This window comes from Brevibacillus reuszeri, assembly GCF_001187725.1.
GTDB lineage: Bacteria > Bacillota > Bacilli > Brevibacillales > Brevibacillaceae > Brevibacillus > Brevibacillus reuszeri.
The window spans coordinates 554,668-574,353 of sequence record NZ_LGIQ01000011.1; the positions used below are offsets into that span (position 1 = coordinate 554,668).

Genomic DNA, 19,686 nt, shown 5'->3' on the forward strand with positions numbered 1-19,686 from the left:
CTTATCCTACAATAGACTCCACAATCATCTGAACACCAATTCCTAAAATCAAGACGCGCAAGACGAGAACGATCGTGCGTCCTTTCATTTTGCTGGCAGCAACTGCTCCCAGCTTGCCGCCAGCCCATGCACCTGGAGCAAGCATGGCTGCATACAGCCAGTTTACATTATCATGGAGAATGTTCGTTGCGGAGCCGATGACCGCAGAGAAAAAGATAACCAGCATAGAGGTCGCCGTCGCGATATGTGGAGGAAAGCGAAACAGAATCATCATCGCAGGCACCATCAGCACGCCACCGCCTACACCGAACAACGACGAGGTGATTCCCACAAAAAATGCGATAAGTATTGCACTCCATCTGCTATATCCGTAATCGAACTCATTGCCTTCGTTATCCACAAACTGGCGTTTGATTTGCCAATCAATATTACGCGGCTTAATTTTGTCCTTGAACATCAAGAGCGCAAACATGCAGAGCTGAAAAACGCCAAACAACAGCGAAAAGCTCTTCGTTGGTAATAGTGTATTAACATAGACACCTACGATAGCACCAGGGGCACTACCGATAAAAAAGAGCAGTGCACTTTGAATATCCACTTTTTTCTGCTTGATGTAGGAAATCGACGACGAAAGTGCCGTTACTGCAATCACCAACAACGACGTTGCCGTAGCGACCTGTGGAGACATGGAGCCAGGCATGTACATGTTGGCCAAGAATAAGAGCGCGGGAACAAAAAAGATGCCTCCGCCAAGCCCTGCAATACTGCCAATGACCCCTGCGATCACACCGATAAATAAAAACACAATAGCAATCGTTACAAGCATAAAGCCCCTTCTTTCTCCCGTTAGAACAACTCCATCTGTCTGGGGTTTAGTCCACTCGGGCGAAGACCCAGCATATCCGAAAACTGCTTTGCGTTTGCTGACGCATCTCCCCCAGAGTTATTGTTGAACAAAATACAGACTTCATCCGCCTCTTCTGCCACCTGCTTGATACGTGGTACCCATTCAGCCAGCTCTTCTTCACTATAGCGATACAAATAGCGAACATCCCGCCAGTTTTGCCCTTCGCCAGGATCACGCCAGCCGGAATGATTGCGACCGTGAAATCTGACCAGCGACAATCCGGGATGCGCAACCGCGGTGACAATTGGCACAGAACCCGCACCTACCTGTGGCTCATCACACAAAACATGGGTGGCTTCGATTTTGCGCAAGAAATCAAGCGTCCGCTCGCGAAAACGCGATTCAAACCAGCTACGATGGCGAAACTCGACGGCAAATGGATAGCTGGCCATCGCCTGCCTGCAAGCCTGCACGTACTGGACATGCTCCCGTGTGCAGTCAAACCAGGGCGGGAATTGAAAAAGCAATGCCTTCAGCTTTTTTGCCTCCACCAGCGGTTGAATGCTTTCCTCAAACTGAGCAAACAGCTCCTTGCGATCCACAGGTGCGTCTGTACGCTGATGTCCGGTCATCGCCTGATGCGGCTTGACGATAAAGCTAAAACAGTCCGGAGTATCCCGGACCCATGATTCGTAGTTTCGCTGTGGTAAAATAGCATAAAACGAGCTGTCCACCTCCACGATTGGAAAATGGCTCGCGTAGACAGAAAGCTTGTCGCGGCTTCGGACACCTTGTATGTACAAATCATCATGATCTCCCCAGCCGCAGACTCCCACCTGAATCGTACTCATTGCTTATGAACCTCCACAATATTGAAATAATTGAACCATGGAAAGGATGGAGGCATCCCATGCTACCTGACTGGATGGGCGAACCCTTTGCGTCTAAGGATAACAAATTATTACTGAGCAGAAAAGTAGCGAAACGCCTCCTGCATGAAGCACAAGAGGCGTTTCCCTATGAATATTCAGCGCTTCTTACCGGATGCGAAAGTGCAGTTACTGACTATATATCTATGCCCCACAGCTTCGACAAGCACGCTTTCGCTTGGGATGGGGCTACTTTTTTTCAAGCACTGAACACGATTCAAAAATCGAAGGTTCAATGGCTGGGCGTTCTTCATTCCCATCCACACTCACCGCCGCTGCCATCTGCCAGCGATCACAAAGGCTGGCACTACCCGATGCTTAGCTACTGGATTATTGGCCTCGCATCCGAAGAGCCCGTGCTGAAGCTTTACCAATGGAAAAATGGCACATTTGTCGCACGTGATTATGCCATCATCGACGATCCTGCTTGAATCGCTTGGGTCTCGCTCTCCTCTTCACCAAAAAATTCGTGATACAAAGCGATGACGGCCCGATCCGCCTCTTCTGCTTTCACGCCAAACATCATGCTAACCTCAGAAGAGCCTTGGTTGATCATCTCCAGATTGATTTTCGCTACTGCGAGGGCAGTAGTCGCACGAGCTGTCGTCCCAACCGAGCGCCGCATCCCTTCCCCAACGATCATGACGAGAGCAAGCCCGTGCTGAATGGCTATATCCTCCGCCTCCAGCTCGGTTTGAATCCGTGCAACAATCCGCTGCTCCATTTCCGCAGTCATATCCCGTTCACGCAAAATGACAGAGATATTGTCTATCCCAGATGGAGTATGCTCGTAGGAAAGGCCCTCTTCCTCCAAAATCTGCAGCAGCTTCCGTCCGAAACCGATCTCTTTATTCATCAAATACTTACTGACATAAATGCTGCAAAAGCCGCTATCGCTGGCAATACCCGACACCCGGTTTGTCGCATATGGACGCTCAGCCATGATCAAGGTGCCTGGTGCGGACGGGTTGTTCGTATTTTTGATGCAAACCGGAATGTCAGCCTGGTAGGCTGGAATCAGTGCCTCTTCATGGAAAACGCCAAACCCGGAATACGACAGCTCCCGCATCTCCCGGTACGTAATCTCCTTGACTTCCTTCGGCTCCGGAATCAGGTTTGGATTGACGACGTAGACGGAATCCACGTCCGTAAAGTTTTCATACACATCCGCCTTGACCGCTGCAGCCAGAATAGAGCCGGTAATGTCGGAGCCGCCACGTGAAAAAGTAACCAGATCTCCTGCAGTCGAATAACCAAAAAAGCCAGGGAACACCGAGATCCCTTTGCGCTCGCGCAACGCGGCAAGCTTCTCATACGCGACTGGCAGAACATGCGCATTGCTTGCTTCGTCAGTCACAAGCATCCCTGCCTCTTTTGGTTGAATATACGCCGCTTCTTCTCCCAGACTGCTCAAATAATGGGCAACGACTTTTGCACATGTATCCTCTCCAGCAGCCTTCACTGCGTCAATAAACCTTTCTGTCGAAAGTCCCTGCTTGTTCACAAGTACCCCCTCCAGCTCTGATTGGACCTGCTTCCACACTTCCTCGGACAGCCCAAGCTCCTCCACAATTTCCTGGTAGCGCTCATAAATGGCCTGTTTCTCCGCTTCTGCCTCACCTGCTTCTAAAAAACGCTCCGCATAGGCAATCAAAAGATCCGTTACCTTTGTATCGTCCTTGTATCTTTTTCCAGGAGCGGAAACGACGATCAATCGTCTGCTACGATCCGCTTGAATGATCCCGCACACTTTTTTTATTTGTTCTGCGTTAGCGAGTGATGTTCCACCAAATTTTGCAACCTTCATCTCTACTCCTCCATCTGCCTATCTCTTCATCCGTTCCATTTTCTATAACAAATCTGATATTAGATTAAAGTATCCTCCTTAAAAGCACAAGTGTCTTTTTAGGAAGGACACATCAGAATATTCATGGACAGTTGGCGCATAGTAACAAAGGAGCTACATTTTTGACTGGGGTTTGCTACGCGCAAGGCTAAAGAAGAGGTGAAAACAATGAAAAAACGTGCAGGGATTCTTCTACTGATCTTCTGTATTTTGCTCACCACAGTTTCCCATGATCCTGTTTCTGCCCGTGAGGAAAAGGATCGGGATTACTACGAAACACGCGGGGATATTGTCTGGGAGGTTCCGACTGACAGCAAGGTGATTGCCCTTACTTTTGATGACGGTCCTGACTCTGTGTACACGCCCCAAATCGTAGAGCTCTTAAAGCAATACCATGCCAAGGCAACTTTTTTTGTGGTCGGTTCCCGGGTGAAGGCAAATCCAGAGGTGGCGCGTCTGCTAGCCAAGGAAGAGCATGAATTGGCGAATCATACGTACACCCATCCGGATATGCGCAGGATTTCGTCCAAAAAGCTGATGGACGAGGTGCTCAAGACACAGCAAACCATCTATGATACTACGGGTGTACGTCCACAGCTCTTCCGTCCGCCTGGCGGATACTACAGCGAATCTGTAGTGAACGTCGCCAAACAAGCGGGGGCATTGGTGATTATGTGGTCATGGCATCAGGATACGCGGGATTGGAGTGATCCTGGTGTCAACAAAATCGTCAATAAGGTACTACGGAATGCTCGAAATGGCGATATCGTTCTATTTCATGACTACGGAGGAAACCGCAGACAAACTGTACAAGCCCTCAAACAAATTTTGCCTGAGCTACAAAGGCGCGGATACCAGTTTGTAACGGTATCTGAACTTATGAAGGGCTATGGGAAAATTAAAAAGGTAGGCAAAGGGGATTAACACAATAGCGGGACAAGCAGCAGACAAAACCCCCTTCGGAAAAAGAAGGGGGCGTTTCTCTTGTTTGTTTAGTTTTTGTCGGTTGCTTCTTCTACAACCTTTGTCTTCGCTGCTCCAGCATTCTCTCCGTTCCCGGAAAGAACAGCAGAGATAGAGCCGGCAGGCGCTCCTGACTGATTAGGCAATGCGGCCAGCTGCGATTGCTGTACGCTGCCTTTTTGCATAAAGTCGGAGATCATTTTGTTCATATCCAGGCCAGATACGTCTTTTAGCATTTCTGGTAGCTGTGCCATCAGCTTGGTCACATTACCACTTAAGCGATTGACTCCATCCCCTTGGCCTCCGCCTGCATCTACGATCGTCACCTTGTCGATGGCTTTCATCGGCTCGGCAATTTTTTCTGCCAGCTCTGGGAGCATTTTCGCAATAATGTCGAGAATTGCGGCGTGACCGAACTTCTCGAATGCTTCCGCCAGCTTTTCTTTACCTTCGGCTTCCGCTTCCAGCTTAAGGCGTGTAACCTCTGCCTCTGCGGTACCCTTCGCTCTTTCTGCCTCTGCGATCGCTAAACCGTCCAGACGCTTTTGTTCTGCCATCGCTTTTGCTTCTGCCTCGATCCGGTATTTTAGCGCGTCAGCTTCACGCAGCTTTTTGGCTTTTTCCGCTTCTGCCGCTTGCTCGACAGAGTAGCGGTCCGCGTCCGCCTTTTTCTTTACCTCGGCATCGTATTGTTTCTCCCGACGCGAAATTTCTTTTTCCTCCAGCTCGATTTCCTTTTGCTTGCGGACGAGGTCGACCTTCATTTCCTCTTCCGTTACTTGCTGCTTCGCCACTGCCTCCTGCAGCTTATAGGCTTGGTCCGCACTAGCTCTTGCTTTATCCTGCTCTTGCTTAAACGCTGCTACTTTCAGTTCTTTTTCTTTTTCAGCTTCTGCAATGTTTGTTTCTTTTAACAGCTCGGCTTTGCGGGCCGATTCCTCCGCTTGCGCTTGCTTGATTCGCGCTTCCTTGTCTGCATCTGCCTGAGAGATGGTCGCATCACGCTTGACTGCTGCGATCTGTGGAATACCGAGTGCTGCCAGGTAGCCGTTTTTGTCACGCACATCCTTGATAGTGAAGCTGACCACGGAGAGGCCCATTTTTTTCAAGTCCTTGGTCGCAACAGCTTGCACTTCCTGGGCGAAGCGCTCCCGGTTTTTGTAAATTTCTTCTACGGTCATGCTGCCAAGTATTGCTCTGAGGTAGCCCTCCAAAACTTCCTGTGCTTCGCTTTTGAGCGCCTCGTCTTTTTTGCCCATAAATTGTTCTGCTGCCGTAGCGATATCTTCGATGGAGCCGCCAATCTTGATAATGGCTACACCATCTGCCATAACAGGAACACCTTGTTCTGTATATACTTCTGGAGTCGACACGTCCAGCTTATGGGACAGAAGACTCAGAAAATTCGCCTGTTGAAAAATCGGGAGGATAAATGCACCGCCACCGCGGACAATCTTCATTTTGCGACCAGACTCATCGCTGAGTACGTTTTTGCTTCCCAAATAGCTTCCTGTTACGATCATCGCTTCATCGGCACCAACGGTCTTGTAGCGTGCCCAGAAGGCAATACCCAAGACGAGAAAGACCACTACGACGACTCCTACTGTCGTGAGAATACCTGGTTCAAAATCAAACATGCTTATTCATCTCCTTTTCCGATTCATTGTGGAAAGGTGTTACATAAAGCACATGGTCACGCACCTCTACTACCACTACTCTGGTTCCCTGCTGGATGGTCTGGCGCTCCAGACTCGCCGCCATGTGATACGTCGTACCGCTAATCATCGGCAGCAATACTTCACCCAAGCCTTCTGCCGGAATGGTCGTATTCACCTCGCCCAGCTTTCCTCCTAGCTGATTCATGGAGTAGCCTGTGGAGTTTTCTGCTTTGCTCATGGGCTTCACCCAGACAAAATACGCTGCTACTGCTAAGCCAGCCCCAATAGCGAGAGACAACACCAGAACGAACAGCCAGGATAATGAAGTAAAGCGAGAAAACAGATAACCCGCTCCGCCAAATGCGGTCAAGCCACTTACTAGCAGGATTGGTTCTACGACAGGCACATGAAGCTGACCCAGCCAATCAGAAATCGTATCCCCAAAAATGAGCGAGACCAGGGTATAAATGAGGCCACCAACGAGGCAAACCATGTAGACGGTTTCAAGTACGCCCACGATAATTCACTCCTTTCCCAAAATACCTCTACTTTTCATACGATTCAGAATGAAAAAGGTTGCGTAAACAAGGAAAATCCCCCCTTAAAAAGGGAGGATTAGGATTATTATTTATCCGAAAAAGGTTTGGAAGAGCAAATACAGGTTCAATGCCATAATGATCGTCGCAACAAACCAGGCAAGCCATTTCATCCACGGTGCGTTTACAAACTCACCCATTTTCTTTTTATCACTTGTGAATTTGACCAATGGAACTACCGCAAAGGACAGCTGCAGCGAAAGAATGACCTGGCTTAGAATCAGTAAATCGGTCGCTCCGCTCTCCCCGTACATGGCGGTGACAATGACTGCTGGAACGATGGCGATCATGCGTGTAATCAATCGTCGCAGCCAAGGCGTGATGCGTAGATTCAGAAAGCCCTCCATGACGATTTGTCCCGCCAGCGTACCAGTGAGTGTGGAGTTCATCCCTGCAGCGAGCAAGGCTACCCCAAACAAAATGCTTCCGAGTGTAGTACCAAGTAACGGAGTGAGCAAGTGATACGCATCCGCAATATCCGCTACATCGGTCATTCCCGCACGGTGGAAGGTAGCTGAGGACAGGATCAGAATGGCCGCATTGATTCCCATCGCGAATACGAGAGCAATGGTCGAATCCAGCGTCGCGAATTTGATGGCTTCCCGTTTTCCCAGCGTAGTTTGTTCATAGTCACGCGTTTGTACAATCGAAGAATGAAGGTACAGATTATGTGGCATGACTGTAGCGCCCAAAATCCCTATCGCGATGTAGAGCATCTCTGGATTTTTGATAATTTCGGTCGTCGGGATAAAGCCACCCAGAATTCCAGCCACGTCCGGCTGTGACCAGAACATTTCGAATGCAAAGCACGCCCCGATCGTCACGATTAATGCGATCACGAGTGACTCGACATAACGGAACCCTTTGTTTTGCAGGAAAAGGACGACCATAACGTCCAGTGCCGTGATCAATACCCCGTAGACAAGCGGGATTCCCAAAAGCAGATTAATCGCTATGGCCGCACCGATCACTTCGGCAAGGTCACATGCGGCAATGGCAAGCTCACACAATATCCAAAGCCCCATGGCTACTGGCTTGCTGTAGTGATCCCGACACGCTTGGGCCAAATCTCGGCCGGTAGCAATCCCGAGCTTTCCTGCTAGGGCCTGCAGAACGATTGCCATCAGGTTGGACAGCATAATGACGGATAACAGAGAATAACCAAAAAGAGATCCACCTGCAATATCCGTCGCCCAGTTTCCCGGGTCCATATATCCTACAGCTACGAGATATCCTGGTCCAGCAAAGGCGAGAAATTTTCGAATCCACGAGCCTTTTTGGGGGATCTTCATAGATCGGTGCACTTCCGGCAAGGACGGCTGTTCAGCTACTTTTCTCCAGCCTTTTTCTTGAACCGCTTCATTCGATTTTGAGTTCGTCAGCATGATGTAATCACCCCGTTTTGTGGCTCAGGTCATTTTTTTTGTGTAAGGGCAACTTTTTCTCAAAAAAATATAGAAATTAGCCAGAAGCAAAAATGTTTACCTAGCGAAATATATTTCATATTATACTCCGATTCAGCTCATTTGCAACGGCATATTCATGGTTTTTCTTATCTTTCTAACTATTTTTATCTTGTATATATTTGTATGCTCGATTCTTGCCTTACCGCTTTATTTTGTTCGCAGTACCTTGCCCAAGCGCCGAACTCCTTCTGCGATCTGCATCATGTTTTCCCATGAGTACGTAAGCCGCAGCCATCCCTTTTCCGCGCCGTATACGCTGCCGGGCGTAAAGACAACCCCTTCCCGGATCGCAGCATCCAACAGCTCTTGCTCGTCCATTGGCTGAAGTAATCGACACCATACGTGAAAGCTGCCCTCAGGAATATCCCAGACGGCATACTCCTTCAGTTCCCGTTCTATCGCATCCAGCATGGCTCCTCGCTGTACAAACAAATAATCAGCCAAGCGTTCCAGCTGCTTTCGCCACTGCGTACTCTCCAAAAAGTGCCTAGCGAGCTGCTGGGAGACACTGCTTGTCCCGAAATCCATTTGCTGTTTGGCATCTGCCAGCCGCTCTATGACAGAGCGAGGCCCGACGAGCCAGCCAATGCGAAGTCCAGGGGCAACTGTCTTGGACGTGCTGTTTACGTACAAAACCGTGCCACTTGTATCCATCGCCTTAACGGGCAGTGGCGGTTTTTTCCCCCCTTTTATTGAAAGTGCGCCGTAAGCGTCATCCTCTACTAAAGGAATCCGCAGCTCCTGGCATATTTCAAGCAAATGACGTCGCCTCGCCTGGCTCATCACGCTGCTCGTTGGATTGTGGTAGGTGGGATTAGCAAACACCATGCGAATTCGATGCTCTTGATGCAGCGTCTTGATTGCCTCCGGTAAAATTCCTTCTTGATCCATCGGCAAACGATACAATCGCAGACCTGCCGAACTAAACAGCGGCAACGAATAAGAGTACGACGGTCCCTCCATCGCAATCGCGTCGCCAGGACTGAGCAAGCAGAGAGATATCAGATGGAGTGCTTGCTGTGCTCCTGATGTGACGAGAATTTCTTCAGGTGATGCTGTAATCCCATATTCCTCCTGCAGATGCTTCGCGAGCACCTCACGAAGCTTAGGATCGCCTTTTGGATGAGCATATCCGAGTTCAAATCTCATCTCACTTGCAGCTTCTATCTTTTCCAGCGTAAGTGACGGAATCATGGAGCTGGTTAATTCCGCTTTGGCCAAATTGATAATGGCAGGATCGAAGCAGGCTTCTTGAATCCGCTTTGCTAGCGGATAGGCAGGCAAAAAGGCTCCCCCATTCGTATACTTGTACCAATTGGGCATTTGTTTGACGCCCCACAAATGCTGACTCACCCATGTTCCGCTTCCTTGCCACGATTGCAGCAGACCCAGAGAACGCAGCTCTTCGTACGCAGCAGATACTGTGCCCCTGTTTACGCCATAGCGCCTGGCCAGGACTCTTTCTGCAGGCAAGGAGCTTCCTGGTGGGAGCTCTCCTTCAATGATTTGCTGCTCCAGTCTTTTGGCGATCTGCTGGTATACAGGCTGCTCCTTATGCTTGTCCGGCTTCCATTCCATCATCTCGCCTCCTTCAGAATCATCGCGCTAAAGACTCATGCATGATCTTCGACAAATTGGCCTACTCATCCTGCTGCCAATTGGATCTACCCTTCGATTACCAGCGCTTTTAAGATGGGAGAACAAGAAAGCATGCAAAAAGGATGGGATCTGGATGAGAACAGACATCGCTGTGAAAAAAAAGGCGCTGCAGGATAGCCCACTTGCGCAAAGCAACAGCAGCAACGAAAAAATGGGGTTATTGTATGGCTTTATCGGAGTCTGCAGCTTCAGCTTGACATTACCAGCTACGAAAGCCATTATTACGGTCCTCTCCCCTTCGAGCGCTGGAGTGGGGCGCGCTTTGATCGCTGCCATATTGGCGGTACTGGTGCTTTTGATCAAAAGGGTACCTTTTCCCAGCTGGCAGCAGACCAAAAACCTCTTTCTTGTGGCAGGTGGTGTTGTAGTAGGCTTTCCCTTTTTCTCTTCGTTGGCAATGGAGCATGTTCCCGCGAGCCATGGTGCCGTGATTATCGCTCTTCTTCCTTTAGCAACCGCAGGTGCAGGTGCTTTTTTTGCCGGGGAACGTCCCACCCGCACATACTGGCTCTCCAGCATCGTCGCCTGTCTTGCCATTATCGGATATGCCATCAGCTCCGGGCTTGGTGCCCTGCAATGGGCTGATCTCTCCCTGCTTGGTGCAGTCATTTCCGCTGCGATCGGTTATGCTGTTGGCGGACAACTCTCCAAAACGATGGGAGGCTGGCAAGTAATCAGCTGGTCGCTTGTATTTGCCTTTCCCTTTCTTGTCGTCCCTGTCGCCGGTACGCTGATCGAAGAGTTACAGCATGCGACATGGACCACCTGGCTTGGCTTTGGCTATGTGAGTGTCGTCAGCCAATTTCTCGGCTTCTTTGCCTGGTATCACGGGCTGGCGCTAGGTGGAGTAGCCCGCGTAAGCCAGACACAATATTTGCAGCCCTTTCTCTCGATGCTTGCTGCATGGCTGATGCTCTCTGAAGCCGTTCCCATAGGAGCCATCGCTGCAGCCATTGTTGTTGTGCTTGCCGTGGCAAAAGGAAAATCAGCGCCTGTCAAGCTGAGTGCATAGCCAAGCCTGTGGAGCTGATCCGCTTTTTATGAAAACCGTCGAGACGGTTTTTACACAAAAAAGAAGTGTAGCCAGAGTAAACGGCATACACTTCTTTTTCATACCAGTTGCTATAACTGATCCTTCTACTTTTGTTTTCCATCCAGCATATTGCCTAAATACTCGGCCTTGTAGTCGGGACTCGTGAGTGCAGTAATTACCAGCTCTCGCCAAGCATCATGGTACAACGGCAACGTCCTCCAGTCGTCCAATGAGACCCAGCCCGCCCATTCGATTTCTTCGTCATCCAATCCACCGGGCATCGGCTCCGTCTCATCCCCCATCAGTTTGGCCAGAACAGCAACAGCGATCGTATGCTTTCCTTCCCCCGAATGATTGATGCGATCGTCCACCCAGAGCAAACGCTCCATGCTGACAAGAAGCCCTGTTTCCTCCCAAACTTCTCTTCTCGTTGCTTCCGGGATCGTCTCTACGTATTCTACATTTCCGCCTGGCAAGCTGTAGCAAGGCTCGCCTCTCGTCTTTTCCCGGATAAGGAGAATCCTGCCTTGATGCTCGACCACGACAGTTACCCTGATACTTATCGTTTTCATCCTGTTCGCTCCCTTCTCATATGGCAGGAGTACGCATGACATTCAGGGAATCGACACAAGTTCTTGCAAACAATTCCTCTAACGCGTCCAGCCCATAGTGCTCCGCGAATTCTGCCTCCGATTTGGCAATAGCATGCAGCATCATGAATCGGATTACATCTTTGCCATTTGTATAATATTCGAATCCTACTTCTTCGTAATAGACTGGTGTAACCAATGCACAATCGAGCATGGAAGCTTCTTGAATGGCCCCTTCTAGCAAGTAAACGCTTCCCGTTTGCAATTGGGAGCGCTGCTCCTCCCACTGCACCGCAACCTTCCGAGCAATGCATGCTAAATGCGTAATCATCGCCCTATCAAACTGGTAGGAATAGAGGACACATTCAGTTGCCCCTGTCTTGTGCAGCTCCAGTGTGGCATATGTCCACCAGCCTCGCTTGCGTGTCGCCGGATAGACAGCGATCAACACATCTGCTGCTTCACATTGATACAGTTCTCCTCTGTTTCCAAAAAAGAGACTGTAGTGATCCATTACCTGTTTTACCACTATCATATGTACGCTTCCGCTCCGAAAGAAAACCTTTATTGAGACACATATACAATCGGTATTCAGGAAAAAATGCCTGTTCTTTACTGTACGATCACCTAGATGAAGCTCCCGGTTTACTTGGCATTTCCTCCACATCGATTTTAGCACACTTGGGTGAGCTATCAAATGAAGGGATAAAGACATCTCTATTTGCAGTCAATCCTGGAACGAATATTGGATAAATGGGTAGAATATGGCGGCACCGCCATTCTTTCAATGTGGTAATAAAAAAATACGTACCCAGCGAAACTGCTCAAGGAAAGCAGTCGGCTTGGACACGTATTTCTCCATACACTCATTATTTGCTGGATGCTGGGGCTGGAGCAGGACCAGCTGCTTCTGTAGGGGTCGCATTTTTCAGCTTCTCTTTTGCTTGATTGATTTCCGTTTGTGTAGGCGGCGTACCTACTTTGAAGCCCTCGATAATTTTACCCAATGCTGTGGTATCAAAGTCTTCCTGTGCGTACAGCTCAACGGTAAATCCCTGGTTCTCCCAGATGACGATCCCATTTGCAAAGTAAACGGTCGTTCCATGAATGACTTCTTTTTTGACTTCATCTGTCGTACCGATTCCATTCTCTCCTCCCTTGGAAATCAGGAAGTTTACCATTTTTTCACCTTGCGCAAACTGTACCTCTGCCATGTTTGTACCATGAATGACGGTATTCACATATTGATAATCCGCGAGCCACGTTGGAGCCGGGAAGTTCAAGCCCAATACGGAACGCGCTTCTTGCACAGTCAATTCAGGGCGTGGTTGTAATTCAACACGGGAAGTATCTCCAGTCGCTTGCTCTGACGCGGAATTATTTGCAGAAGAGGATGGCTCCTTGTCATATTGGACAATTTGCAAATTCCCCACTTGAAAACGGGCCAGGATAGATTCCAGCATACCTTGTGCAAAAGAGGTAGTTGAGAAGGCACCTGTTAAGCAAATAACAGCAATGGCACTAACGGTTACGGATTTCCATTTCTTGTTTTTCAACGTGATCCCATCCTTTTTCGTAAAGTCGGGCTTAATAGCTCCCGCTTCTATTTTGAATTTCAGCCGATTATAGGTTCTGTTCTTAGAGGCTTTGTCGTCCAGTTCAACATTTGTAAGCAAGTTTGTCAGGTCACAAAATTCGTTATGCTCCTGCTCATCCCTCATATTGAAAGCCCCCCTTTTCCAATTCCTTTTGCAGCTTCTTTAAGCATCTGTAAAGCACCACTCCGATATTGGAACCACTTACACCTAACAGCTCCGCGATTTCTGCATTTTTCAAGCCTGCCGCATATTTCATGGCAATGATATGGCGTTCTTTGTCGCTCAGCTTCGCCAATGCCTTGAATAGCTCCTCATGATTATCCCCTCGGATAACGATTTCTTCCGGAGATGACTTTGGCAGGAACAGATCCAAGATCGAATCCAGGGAAAAAGTAAGTCTTTTATTCTGTGAGCGGAAGTAATCAGTCACAGCGTTTCTCGCAATCGCGAACAACCAAACCTCAAAGTTGGACTTCTGTGGCGAGAAGCTATGGTATTTGGAAATCACTACTTCAAATACATGGCTACAAATCTCTTCCGCTGCATAGTGATTATTGATCCGATAGCAAATATATTTGTAGACGCGCCTATAGTACGCATCATAGATCTCGGCAAATTTTTGCGTCGACATGATCTCATCTTGGCTATCGTTGATTTGATTGTGGCAGATGCCTGCATTCGCTTGGGCAATCTCCAACTACTTCCCCTCCTTTCCTATCATCTCTTGATACATGAAGAGTTAACAAATTGCGCAATTTGTTGTCGTTCGATGAGTCTCACGATAGTTAATACGGGAAAAGACAAATTGTATTAACAAACCCGCAGATTTTTATTTTCAATCTTCCCTCCAGCAAAAAAACATTCTATGGTGAGGTGTCATTTGACTCATTTTTGCTCGCTATCCACTAACGCATAAGCAATGCCAAAGCTGTCCCCATACCATAAAAGAAGCTGGGAAAAGGGGGGAAAACAATGGATCCGATTGAGCACCATCGAGAAAGAATGCAGCATCATATGAGGAGAGCCGCGCATTATCGGGCACTGAGCATGGCTCATCGTCATGATCGCATGCGTCATCACACGTTTGCTGAAAGAGAGCATTTCCACCGCATGAGAGCACATCATCACAGAAGCATGATTCATTCCTTGAGTCGCTAATCAGCATTGATTCAATGATAAGCTCGATCGATTGCAAGTTTTTTATCCAATTTTCTCCACAATCTTCCTTGATGAAACCGTATGTAATAAATAAGTACGTGTCCGCTTGGCAGAGACGGGGAATGTCAATGTCATGGGCGGCACGTACTTTTTTGGGTGGACAAGTATTTGGGGGATAAAAAATGCCCCCAAGACTTCTCCTGAGGGGATGTTGATAGCTGTAAATTAACTTTGATGACTAGGGTCAAGAGTCTTCGTCACTGTATATTTCGGTGCCTCGTCTAATGCAACGATATCCTGGTTAATATACTCAAACGAAACTACACCGTGCAGGCGACTTTCATCGCACACGGCGTTCCATCAACGGATAAGAGTTTTTTACAGCGGGCACATTCATGTTAAACGTTGGAAACCTATCTAAAGTTAATGCATTTCATCAGGGAGCCACAATAGCAGCTCACTAGGTTGTTACACCAAAGGCTTACCGTCTGTTCCCAGACCCATAGCCTTCAGATCAGCTTTTACGTCATCCTGCAAATTTACTGGAATCTGGTTAAACGTACGACGACCATTGATAATCAAGCTTACGCATACTGTTACCATCTTTTCTTCACCTCCTTTCGAGTATAAAAAAATAAGCCATATCCATAGTCGTTGAAGCATGTCGCGTGCCTCCTTCTATGTGGGCTTATGTAGTGGGGGTTCCCATTAACATTTCATACAGTTCTAAAATTGCCTCTTGGGTATCTAAATTTGATTTTCTGAGGTCAGTATTTTCCTTCTCCAAACGTGCGATTCGATCATCATCAGGCAAAGGTGTCTCGGTATATTCGTACCACAATTCCTTTGTTTCTATTTTCACCATTAGAGTAGCGATCATATTGGGTTTTTCACTTGAGGTTGGGATACTGTCAACGAGTATACCAGATCGTTCTAGTTCTTCTTTCGATTTCCCAAAACCATGTTCGGGATCAAATGGTATATAGTGAATAAACTCGATTCTTCTGTCTGGTAAAATAGAGGTCTTATCATATTCCAAATAAATCATCAAATTAAAACTCCTTTATTTTTTTATGGTCATGTATTCGAGAATTTTACCAACAGCATCATTGGAGTTATCAACTCTCTGATATCCAATAATAAGTTCAGGGTTTAATTCTTGCACAAGTTTTAGATCATAAGGCAACAGCCATTCACGAGTACCAGTTATATGGGATGCTTTTACAGGATACAATGTACCATTTGGATGAATTCCGTAGTAAATATTGCTGTCAGTGACATCTAGCACTTCATCAGCACCGAATTTTGTTATTTTTCTCAAATAAGTAGTGGTGTCGACTTTCGTACCTGATTGTGTCATTACAAACTTATCTGCTGCCCTATAGTACAAACCATAGGCATCATCAAGATAGTCCATTTGAGTGCCAGATGAATTTACTCTTCTCATAGTAGAGTTATCATTATATATAAGTTGGTTATCATATGTTAACGTCAAAGCAGGTGGGATATTATTGTAGTTGTACAATTCTTTTGACCATATTATATTTTTAATTTGTTTATCTAGTATGTTACCTGAATTTGTTTCCAATTTTACTTTTTCCACATAATGATAATAAGTGCCTAACTTTTTCCACGACAAATAAAAATTGTCAATTTCATTTGGTACAGGAATGCACGCAATCATCCATCTCTCATATGCGCTTGTTGGTTCTATCAAATACCAGTCCAATGCACCGTTTGCAATATTAATGCAAAATACCACACTAGGGATCTTAGAGCCTCTGGAAGCTCCATTGTATATGCAGGTGTACAGTCTATTACCAATAATGTACATACTGTGATACTTATCATCGGATGAAGAATAAGAAGTAAGATCAGAAATCGTGTAAGTTCTATCCCAAATTAAACTTAAGTCTGATCCATCATATTTTCTTATTCTATTTCCTGCTTTTAAATAGATATTTCCTGAAGCATCTTTTGAAGCAACTGTTGCATAAAATATTGTAGTGTTTACTAGATTTACTGAAGGGGTGTCTATTCCTAAATCTTTATAGTATATCTTTGAGTTTGTCTTATATTTACCTAATCCAACTCCGTGATCCCTTAACACATTTCCGAAATTTATCATCGTAGCACCTCGTTTACAGGGTTTCCGTTCGTATCATAGGTGATATCATAAATCTCTGTACGACGAACCGTAGTCCCATTCAGTCCGTAGAATGTACGAGTATCAACAGTGTAGTTGTTGCCCACCTTGCTGGATAGAACTGACCTCATAAGAAGGGTACCGTCTTTTCGCTTGTACTCCACGGTTGTATAGACATCTGTTGCTGAGTCCATACCGCTTCTGTATTTACGCAAGGCTTGAAGTTCATCCTTGTCAACAGGGTCCATAAATCCAGCTGTCGTAGTTGTGGCAAGGTTATGAGCCGTACCACCTGCCCCAATATGTTCATCTAACCTTTTTTTATCAGGGCCACTCATAAATCCTGCTATCGTTGTCGTCGCCACAGCATGTGCAGTACCACCTGCCCCAATATGTTCATCTAACCTTTTCTTATCTGGCCCACTCATAAACCCCGCTGTCGTAGTTGTGGCCAACGGATGGGCGTTACCTCCAGAGCCAGCATGTGACGCCGGAGTTGCGCCAACATCCGCAGCACTTAAAGTTACACTGCCACTTTTGCCATTAACTGATATCACTGGCGTTTTCGCACCCAAATTACTTAACCATTCCTGCCACTCTTGCTCAAACCTTGTTACTGCTGTCGCAAACCAATCTCCCCATTCTTTCTGATAAGCAGTTGTTCGGCTGTTATACCAATGTTGAAACTGATTGAAAATAGTAGTCGTATCTGCCTGAATCAAAGAGTTTACTAATCCGCAAACGCTATTGTTCAGTCGTTCGTCTGTAATCTGCGAGCCTTCGATGTACGATTTTCCTTTAATGATTCGAACCTGGGCCAAAGACAGTTCAAAAACATTCTCATCCCGCGTCAACAAAGGCGGGACTGGCGAAGTTGCTGGAGTTCCTTTCAAGATGAATGCACGTACATACCGATGCTCCAAGCGCTTGTCCAAGCGGATAACAACACGATCAATCCGATCAAGATTTGGATCAGGATATTCATGCTGCAAATAAAGCGGCTCTGTATCGATCTTGTACATATACCCCTGCACCCAAGCATAACCCGGCTGGATGTACGTGCGAATGTCAGTCCCGCTCGTCTCCACCTTCAAATTTGTCCCACCATTAAAAATCCCGTCCGTCAGTACACGTCGAAAATATTCCGCAAACTCATCTGCGGTATACACCCTTTCATCATCTGCGGTTGAGTCAAAAAAACGATAATGCTCTGCCACGATATCACCTTCTTATTGTTTGTTTGATTTTGTCTATAAGACTCGGGAGCGAATTACCAAAGTTCGCGTCCAAACGAAAACCGCCGGGTTCAAAGACTTCCACCATTTCTGTAATTCTCGCATCCATCGTGATCCCCCAGCTTTTGTTGACAACGGTTACCACGTCTCCCAAGTCGTAATCTACTCGATAAACCAGATTGGAATTGGCAAGGAGTTTTGATTCAAATGACTCGACTCGCCCGAGTTCTGCCAGTCTTTCTATCCCCCGTGACCGAAGCATCCGCTCCAGCTCGACTTCCGTCAAAGGCTCGGCCTCTTCCCCCTTCGAGCCAACATCCTTTGCATCAACGAATGTTTCCTGTCGTTTAAGGCCCGACTGCTGTCCAACCGTCACGAGCTTCGGCATTTCGTTTGCTCCCTGACTGACAACAACGGCGACGTTTTTGGAACCAATCGCTGACGACACGTACGACTGACTCTCAACGTTGTCATAGTCTGTAGAAAAAATAGCGGGTGGCTCACTATTTTGAACTGCTGTCAGGTCTCGCCCATGGATGACATCAAAGACATAGAGCAGCTTCTCTATATCTAGCCTGATGTGCCATCCCAAACCGGACATCATACTTAATTTTTCGAGTTCTTCGTCGAGCTGCTTGTAACTGGTCTGAAACTGTACCTTATCTCCTCTGGCTTGATCCAAAGCATTGATGAGTCCTGGGAGACGACGAGATGAATCAGAAGGAGCAATCATATTCGTATGGACAAAATGCTTCATAATCGTTTCGATAGGGGCATCCAAGTAGTCATGATCTTTTCCCGGCGGCGGGTAAGTGATGCGGCTGCCGATCAGACCTGCAAGCAGTGGCCCTTTTACAACCAGCTCTTCGATTCCAGCGTCGTTGAAGCCTATTTCCCGATGCTTGATAATCGCTGCTTCACTGGAGGCATTTGCCTTGAAAATGATGCTATCTTCCTGCAAGCAATCCGCATTTTGCATCGAAGGATGGACTCGAAGCTCGAATTCTCCCGGCTTGTGCCAGCGGCGAACCCATCGCAGGGATGTGTAGGTGTCGATTTCACCTAAAAGGGTAAAGTCAGCATCGATCATACGAATGGGCTGCACATCTACACCCCCACATACCTGTTTTTATATTTGATCGTTACCTTTGTTTTCGTGCTGTCATTATTGCTGTTGTATTCCAACTCATTTTCACCTGCCTGTAATTGAAAAAATGTGCTGGCCAAATCGAGGTAATGAAAAGCATTCTCTTTTGTGCCATCAGCGCGTACGACTACTACTCGCTTGTTGCCAAATGCTGTATGAATGTGTAGGACATCGTTTTCTCCCAGATTGCACTTTACTTTGACAAATTCGCCAGTTGTATTGTTCATGATCGTTGGATTCTGTGCAGGCCCTCTGAACTCGATTTTCACAGGTGTCTCCACATCGCCTTCATTAATGAAAGTACGACGAAATGATCGTCTGGAAAAGGTCGCAGGAAGCCGCAATGAGAACCCAAAACCGCCCATGATGTATGACATTTCGCGACTGGTTGTCAACGTATCTGTCCAGAATGGTGATGGGCACAGCAGAGAAATCAGAAAGACTTGGAACGTCTCGCCATAACGGTTTGGAAAATTTGGTGCCCCCTCTGGAACTGCCTGAATCTCTTTCACCCCGCCATCGTATTCATAGCGCAAAGTACCAGGACCGAGCTTTGGATTGAGAACCCGTGAAAGCATCTGACGCATCGCGAAAATATCTTTTTTGGATTTTGCCATCACCGCACCCTCTACGCTTAAACTGCGCGATTGTAAAAAAGTATCCAGATATGTGGCCCCATCCTGAAACGGAGCTCGCTGAGTTTGAATGTCTACGGCAGGGCCACCCGTTCCTTCCAGCTTTGTCATAAGAAAAGGAGCGGAGTCGTTGAATACAACGCTTTCGCCCCTTGCATTGATAAATGTCAGTTTTCTCAT

The 19,686-nt window shown here is 47.2% G+C and carries 21 protein-coding genes; 4 read left to right on the forward strand and 17 right to left on the reverse strand.

The features are described from left to right. Position 1: 1 nt before the first annotated feature. Complete coding sequence (locus tag ADS79_RS27575; RefSeq protein WP_049741656.1) at positions 2–826, reverse strand: sulfite exporter TauE/SafE family protein; 825 nt, start codon at positions 824–826, stop codon at positions 2–4. A 20-nt stretch (positions 827–846) separates the two neighbouring features. Further along, positions 847–1,698: a DUF72 domain-containing protein gene (locus tag ADS79_RS27580; RefSeq protein ID WP_049741657.1), complete on the reverse strand. Its 852-nt coding sequence runs from the start codon at positions 1,696–1,698 to the stop codon at positions 847–849. Positions 1,699–1,757: 59 nt separating this feature from the next. Between ADS79_RS27580 and ADS79_RS27585 the strand changes: the two genes are divergently transcribed. Next, on the forward strand, positions 1,758–2,207 hold the full coding sequence (locus tag ADS79_RS27585; protein WP_049741658.1) for a M67 family metallopeptidase: 450 nt from the start codon (positions 1,758–1,760) through the stop codon (positions 2,205–2,207). On the opposite strand, the gene ADS79_RS27590 is transcribed toward ADS79_RS27585, so the two are convergent. Beyond that, positions 2,180–3,583 carry an aspartate kinase gene (locus ADS79_RS27590; RefSeq protein ID WP_049741659.1) on the reverse strand — a complete coding sequence of 468 codons (1,404 nt, stop codon included), beginning with the start codon at positions 3,581–3,583 and terminating at the stop codon, positions 2,180–2,182. The two genes, ADS79_RS27585 and ADS79_RS27590, sit on opposite strands and share 28 nt — an antisense overlap. 207 nt (positions 3,584–3,790) lie before the next feature. On the opposite strand from ADS79_RS27590, the gene ADS79_RS27595 reads away from it, so the two are divergent. Further along, a complete protein-coding gene (locus ADS79_RS27595) occupies positions 3,791–4,546 on the forward strand; it encodes a polysaccharide deacetylase family protein (RefSeq protein WP_049741660.1) in 756 nt (251 codons plus the stop codon). A 68-nt stretch (positions 4,547–4,614) separates the two neighbouring features. Here ADS79_RS27595 and ADS79_RS27600 read toward each other — a convergent pair whose 3' ends face one another. The 4 genes from ADS79_RS27600 to ADS79_RS27615 form a co-directional block, all read right to left on the reverse strand. Further along, a complete protein-coding gene (locus ADS79_RS27600; RefSeq protein ID WP_084766098.1) occupies positions 4,615–6,222 on the reverse strand; it encodes a flotillin family protein in 1,608 nt (535 codons plus the stop codon). After that, a complete protein-coding gene (locus ADS79_RS27605; protein ID WP_049741661.1) occupies positions 6,215–6,760 on the reverse strand; it encodes an NfeD family membrane protein in 546 nt (181 codons plus the stop codon). The genes ADS79_RS27600 and ADS79_RS27605 overlap by 8 nt, the downstream gene beginning before the upstream one ends. 111 nt (positions 6,761–6,871) lie before the next feature. Continuing rightward, a complete protein-coding gene (locus ADS79_RS27610) occupies positions 6,872–8,224 on the reverse strand; it encodes an Nramp family divalent metal transporter (RefSeq protein WP_084766099.1) in 1,353 nt (450 codons plus the stop codon). Positions 8,225–8,452: 228 nt separating this feature from the next. Further along, complete coding sequence (locus ADS79_RS27615) at positions 8,453–9,883, reverse strand: aminotransferase-like domain-containing protein (protein ID WP_049741662.1); 1,431 nt, start codon at positions 9,881–9,883, stop codon at positions 8,453–8,455. A 154-nt stretch (positions 9,884–10,037) separates the two neighbouring features. Between ADS79_RS27615 and ADS79_RS27620 the strand changes: the two genes are divergently transcribed. Continuing rightward, positions 10,038–10,976: a DMT family transporter gene (locus tag ADS79_RS27620; protein WP_049741663.1), complete on the forward strand. Its 939-nt coding sequence runs from the start codon at positions 10,038–10,040 to the stop codon at positions 10,974–10,976. Positions 10,977–11,101: 125 nt separating this feature from the next. Here the strand turns inward: ADS79_RS27620 and ADS79_RS27625 are convergent, their stop codons facing one another. From ADS79_RS27625 to ADS79_RS27640, 4 genes are all read right to left on the reverse strand, one after another. Continuing rightward, positions 11,102–11,569: an NUDIX domain-containing protein gene (locus ADS79_RS27625; RefSeq protein ID WP_084766100.1), complete on the reverse strand. Its 468-nt coding sequence runs from the start codon at positions 11,567–11,569 to the stop codon at positions 11,102–11,104. A gap of 16 nt (positions 11,570–11,585) precedes the next feature. Beyond that, positions 11,586–12,122, reverse strand: coding sequence for a suppressor of fused domain protein (locus ADS79_RS27630; protein ID WP_049741665.1), 537 nt, complete (start codon positions 12,120–12,122; stop codon positions 11,586–11,588). Between the two features lie 334 nt (positions 12,123–12,456). Then, complete coding sequence (locus ADS79_RS27635) at positions 12,457–13,308, reverse strand: hypothetical protein (RefSeq protein ID WP_049741666.1); 852 nt, start codon at positions 13,306–13,308, stop codon at positions 12,457–12,459. Further along, positions 13,298–13,882, reverse strand: a complete 585-nt coding sequence (locus tag ADS79_RS27640) for a sigma-70 family RNA polymerase sigma factor (protein WP_049741667.1) — start codon at positions 13,880–13,882, stop codon at positions 13,298–13,300. Before ADS79_RS27640 ends, ADS79_RS27635 begins: the two co-directional genes overlap by 11 nt. Before the next feature lie 275 nt (positions 13,883–14,157). Between ADS79_RS27640 and ADS79_RS27645 the strand changes: the two genes are divergently transcribed. Next, positions 14,158–14,343 (forward strand): hypothetical protein, encoded by a 186-nt coding sequence (locus tag ADS79_RS27645; protein WP_049741668.1) that lies wholly within the window; start codon positions 14,158–14,160, stop codon positions 14,341–14,343. Between the two features lie 468 nt (positions 14,344–14,811). Here ADS79_RS27645 and ADS79_RS36450 read toward each other — a convergent pair whose 3' ends face one another. The 6 genes from ADS79_RS36450 to ADS79_RS27675 all read right to left on the reverse strand — a co-directional run bounded on the left by ADS79_RS36450 (position 14,812) and on the right by ADS79_RS27675 (position 19,686). Beyond that, complete coding sequence (locus ADS79_RS36450) at positions 14,812–14,946, reverse strand: CD1375 family protein (protein ID WP_255323580.1); 135 nt, start codon at positions 14,944–14,946, stop codon at positions 14,812–14,814. Positions 14,947–15,031: 85 nt separating this feature from the next. After that, positions 15,032–15,391: a hypothetical protein gene (locus ADS79_RS27655; protein WP_049741670.1), complete on the reverse strand. Its 360-nt coding sequence runs from the start codon at positions 15,389–15,391 to the stop codon at positions 15,032–15,034. 15 nt (positions 15,392–15,406) lie between these two features. Beyond that, positions 15,407–16,471 carry a hypothetical protein gene (locus ADS79_RS27660; RefSeq protein ID WP_049741671.1) on the reverse strand — a complete coding sequence of 355 codons (1,065 nt, stop codon included), beginning with the start codon at positions 16,469–16,471 and terminating at the stop codon, positions 15,407–15,409. Next, complete coding sequence (locus ADS79_RS35100; RefSeq protein ID WP_141261074.1) at positions 16,468–17,706, reverse strand: hypothetical protein; 1,239 nt, start codon at positions 17,704–17,706, stop codon at positions 16,468–16,470. The genes ADS79_RS27660 and ADS79_RS35100 overlap by 4 nt, the downstream gene beginning before the upstream one ends. 4 nt (positions 17,707–17,710) lie before the next feature. Continuing rightward, positions 17,711–18,829 (reverse strand): siphovirus ReqiPepy6 Gp37-like family protein, encoded by a 1,119-nt coding sequence (locus tag ADS79_RS27670; RefSeq protein ID WP_049741672.1) that lies wholly within the window; start codon positions 18,827–18,829, stop codon positions 17,711–17,713. A gap of 2 nt (positions 18,830–18,831) precedes the next feature. After that, positions 18,832–19,686: a phage tail family protein gene (locus ADS79_RS27675; protein ID WP_049741673.1), complete on the reverse strand. Its 855-nt coding sequence runs from the start codon at positions 19,684–19,686 to the stop codon at positions 18,832–18,834.

Coding starts and splice junctions, on each gene's coding strand:
- ADS79_RS27575 (WP_049741656.1), bottom strand. CDS start 826: ATGCTTGTAACGATTGCTATTGTGTTTTTATTTATCGGTGTGATCGCA.
- ADS79_RS27580 (WP_049741657.1), bottom strand. CDS start 1,698: ATGAGTACGATTCAGGTGGGAGTCTGCGGCTGGGGAGATCATGATGAT.
- ADS79_RS27585 (WP_049741658.1), top strand. CDS start 1,758: ATGCTACCTGACTGGATGGGCGAACCCTTTGCGTCTAAGGATAACAAA.
- ADS79_RS27590 (WP_049741659.1), bottom strand. CDS start 3,583: ATGAAGGTTGCAAAATTTGGTGGAACATCACTCGCTAACGCAGAACAA.
- ADS79_RS27595 (WP_049741660.1), top strand. CDS start 3,791: ATGAAAAAACGTGCAGGGATTCTTCTACTGATCTTCTGTATTTTGCTC.
- ADS79_RS27600 (WP_084766098.1), bottom strand. CDS start 6,222: ATGTTTGATTTTGAACCAGGTATTCTCACGACAGTAGGAGTCGTCGTA.
- ADS79_RS27610 (WP_084766099.1), bottom strand. CDS start 8,224: ATGCTGACGAACTCAAAATCGAATGAAGCGGTTCAAGAAAAAGGCTGG.
- ADS79_RS27615 (WP_049741662.1), bottom strand. CDS start 9,883: ATGGAATGGAAGCCGGACAAGCATAAGGAGCAGCCTGTATACCAGCAG.
- ADS79_RS27620 (WP_049741663.1), top strand. CDS start 10,038: ATGAGAACAGACATCGCTGTGAAAAAAAAGGCGCTGCAGGATAGCCCA.
- ADS79_RS27625 (WP_084766100.1), bottom strand. CDS start 11,569: ATGAAAACGATAAGTATCAGGGTAACTGTCGTGGTCGAGCATCAAGGC.
- ADS79_RS27630 (WP_049741665.1), bottom strand. CDS start 12,122: ATGATAGTGGTAAAACAGGTAATGGATCACTACAGTCTCTTTTTTGGA.
- ADS79_RS27635 (WP_049741666.1), bottom strand. CDS start 13,308: ATGAGGGATGAGCAGGAGCATAACGAATTTTGTGACCTGACAAACTTG.
- ADS79_RS27645 (WP_049741668.1), top strand. CDS start 14,158: ATGGATCCGATTGAGCACCATCGAGAAAGAATGCAGCATCATATGAGG.
- ADS79_RS36450 (WP_255323580.1), bottom strand. CDS start 14,946: ATGGTAACAGTATGCGTAAGCTTGATTATCAATGGTCGTCGTACGTTT.
- ADS79_RS27655 (WP_049741670.1), bottom strand. CDS start 15,391: ATGATTTATTTGGAATATGATAAGACCTCTATTTTACCAGACAGAAGA.
- ADS79_RS27660 (WP_049741671.1), bottom strand. CDS start 16,471: ATGATAAATTTCGGAAATGTGTTAAGGGATCACGGAGTTGGATTAGGT.
- ADS79_RS27675 (WP_049741673.1), bottom strand. CDS start 19,686: ATGAGAAAACTGACATTTATCAATGCAAGGGGCGAAAGCGTTGTATTC.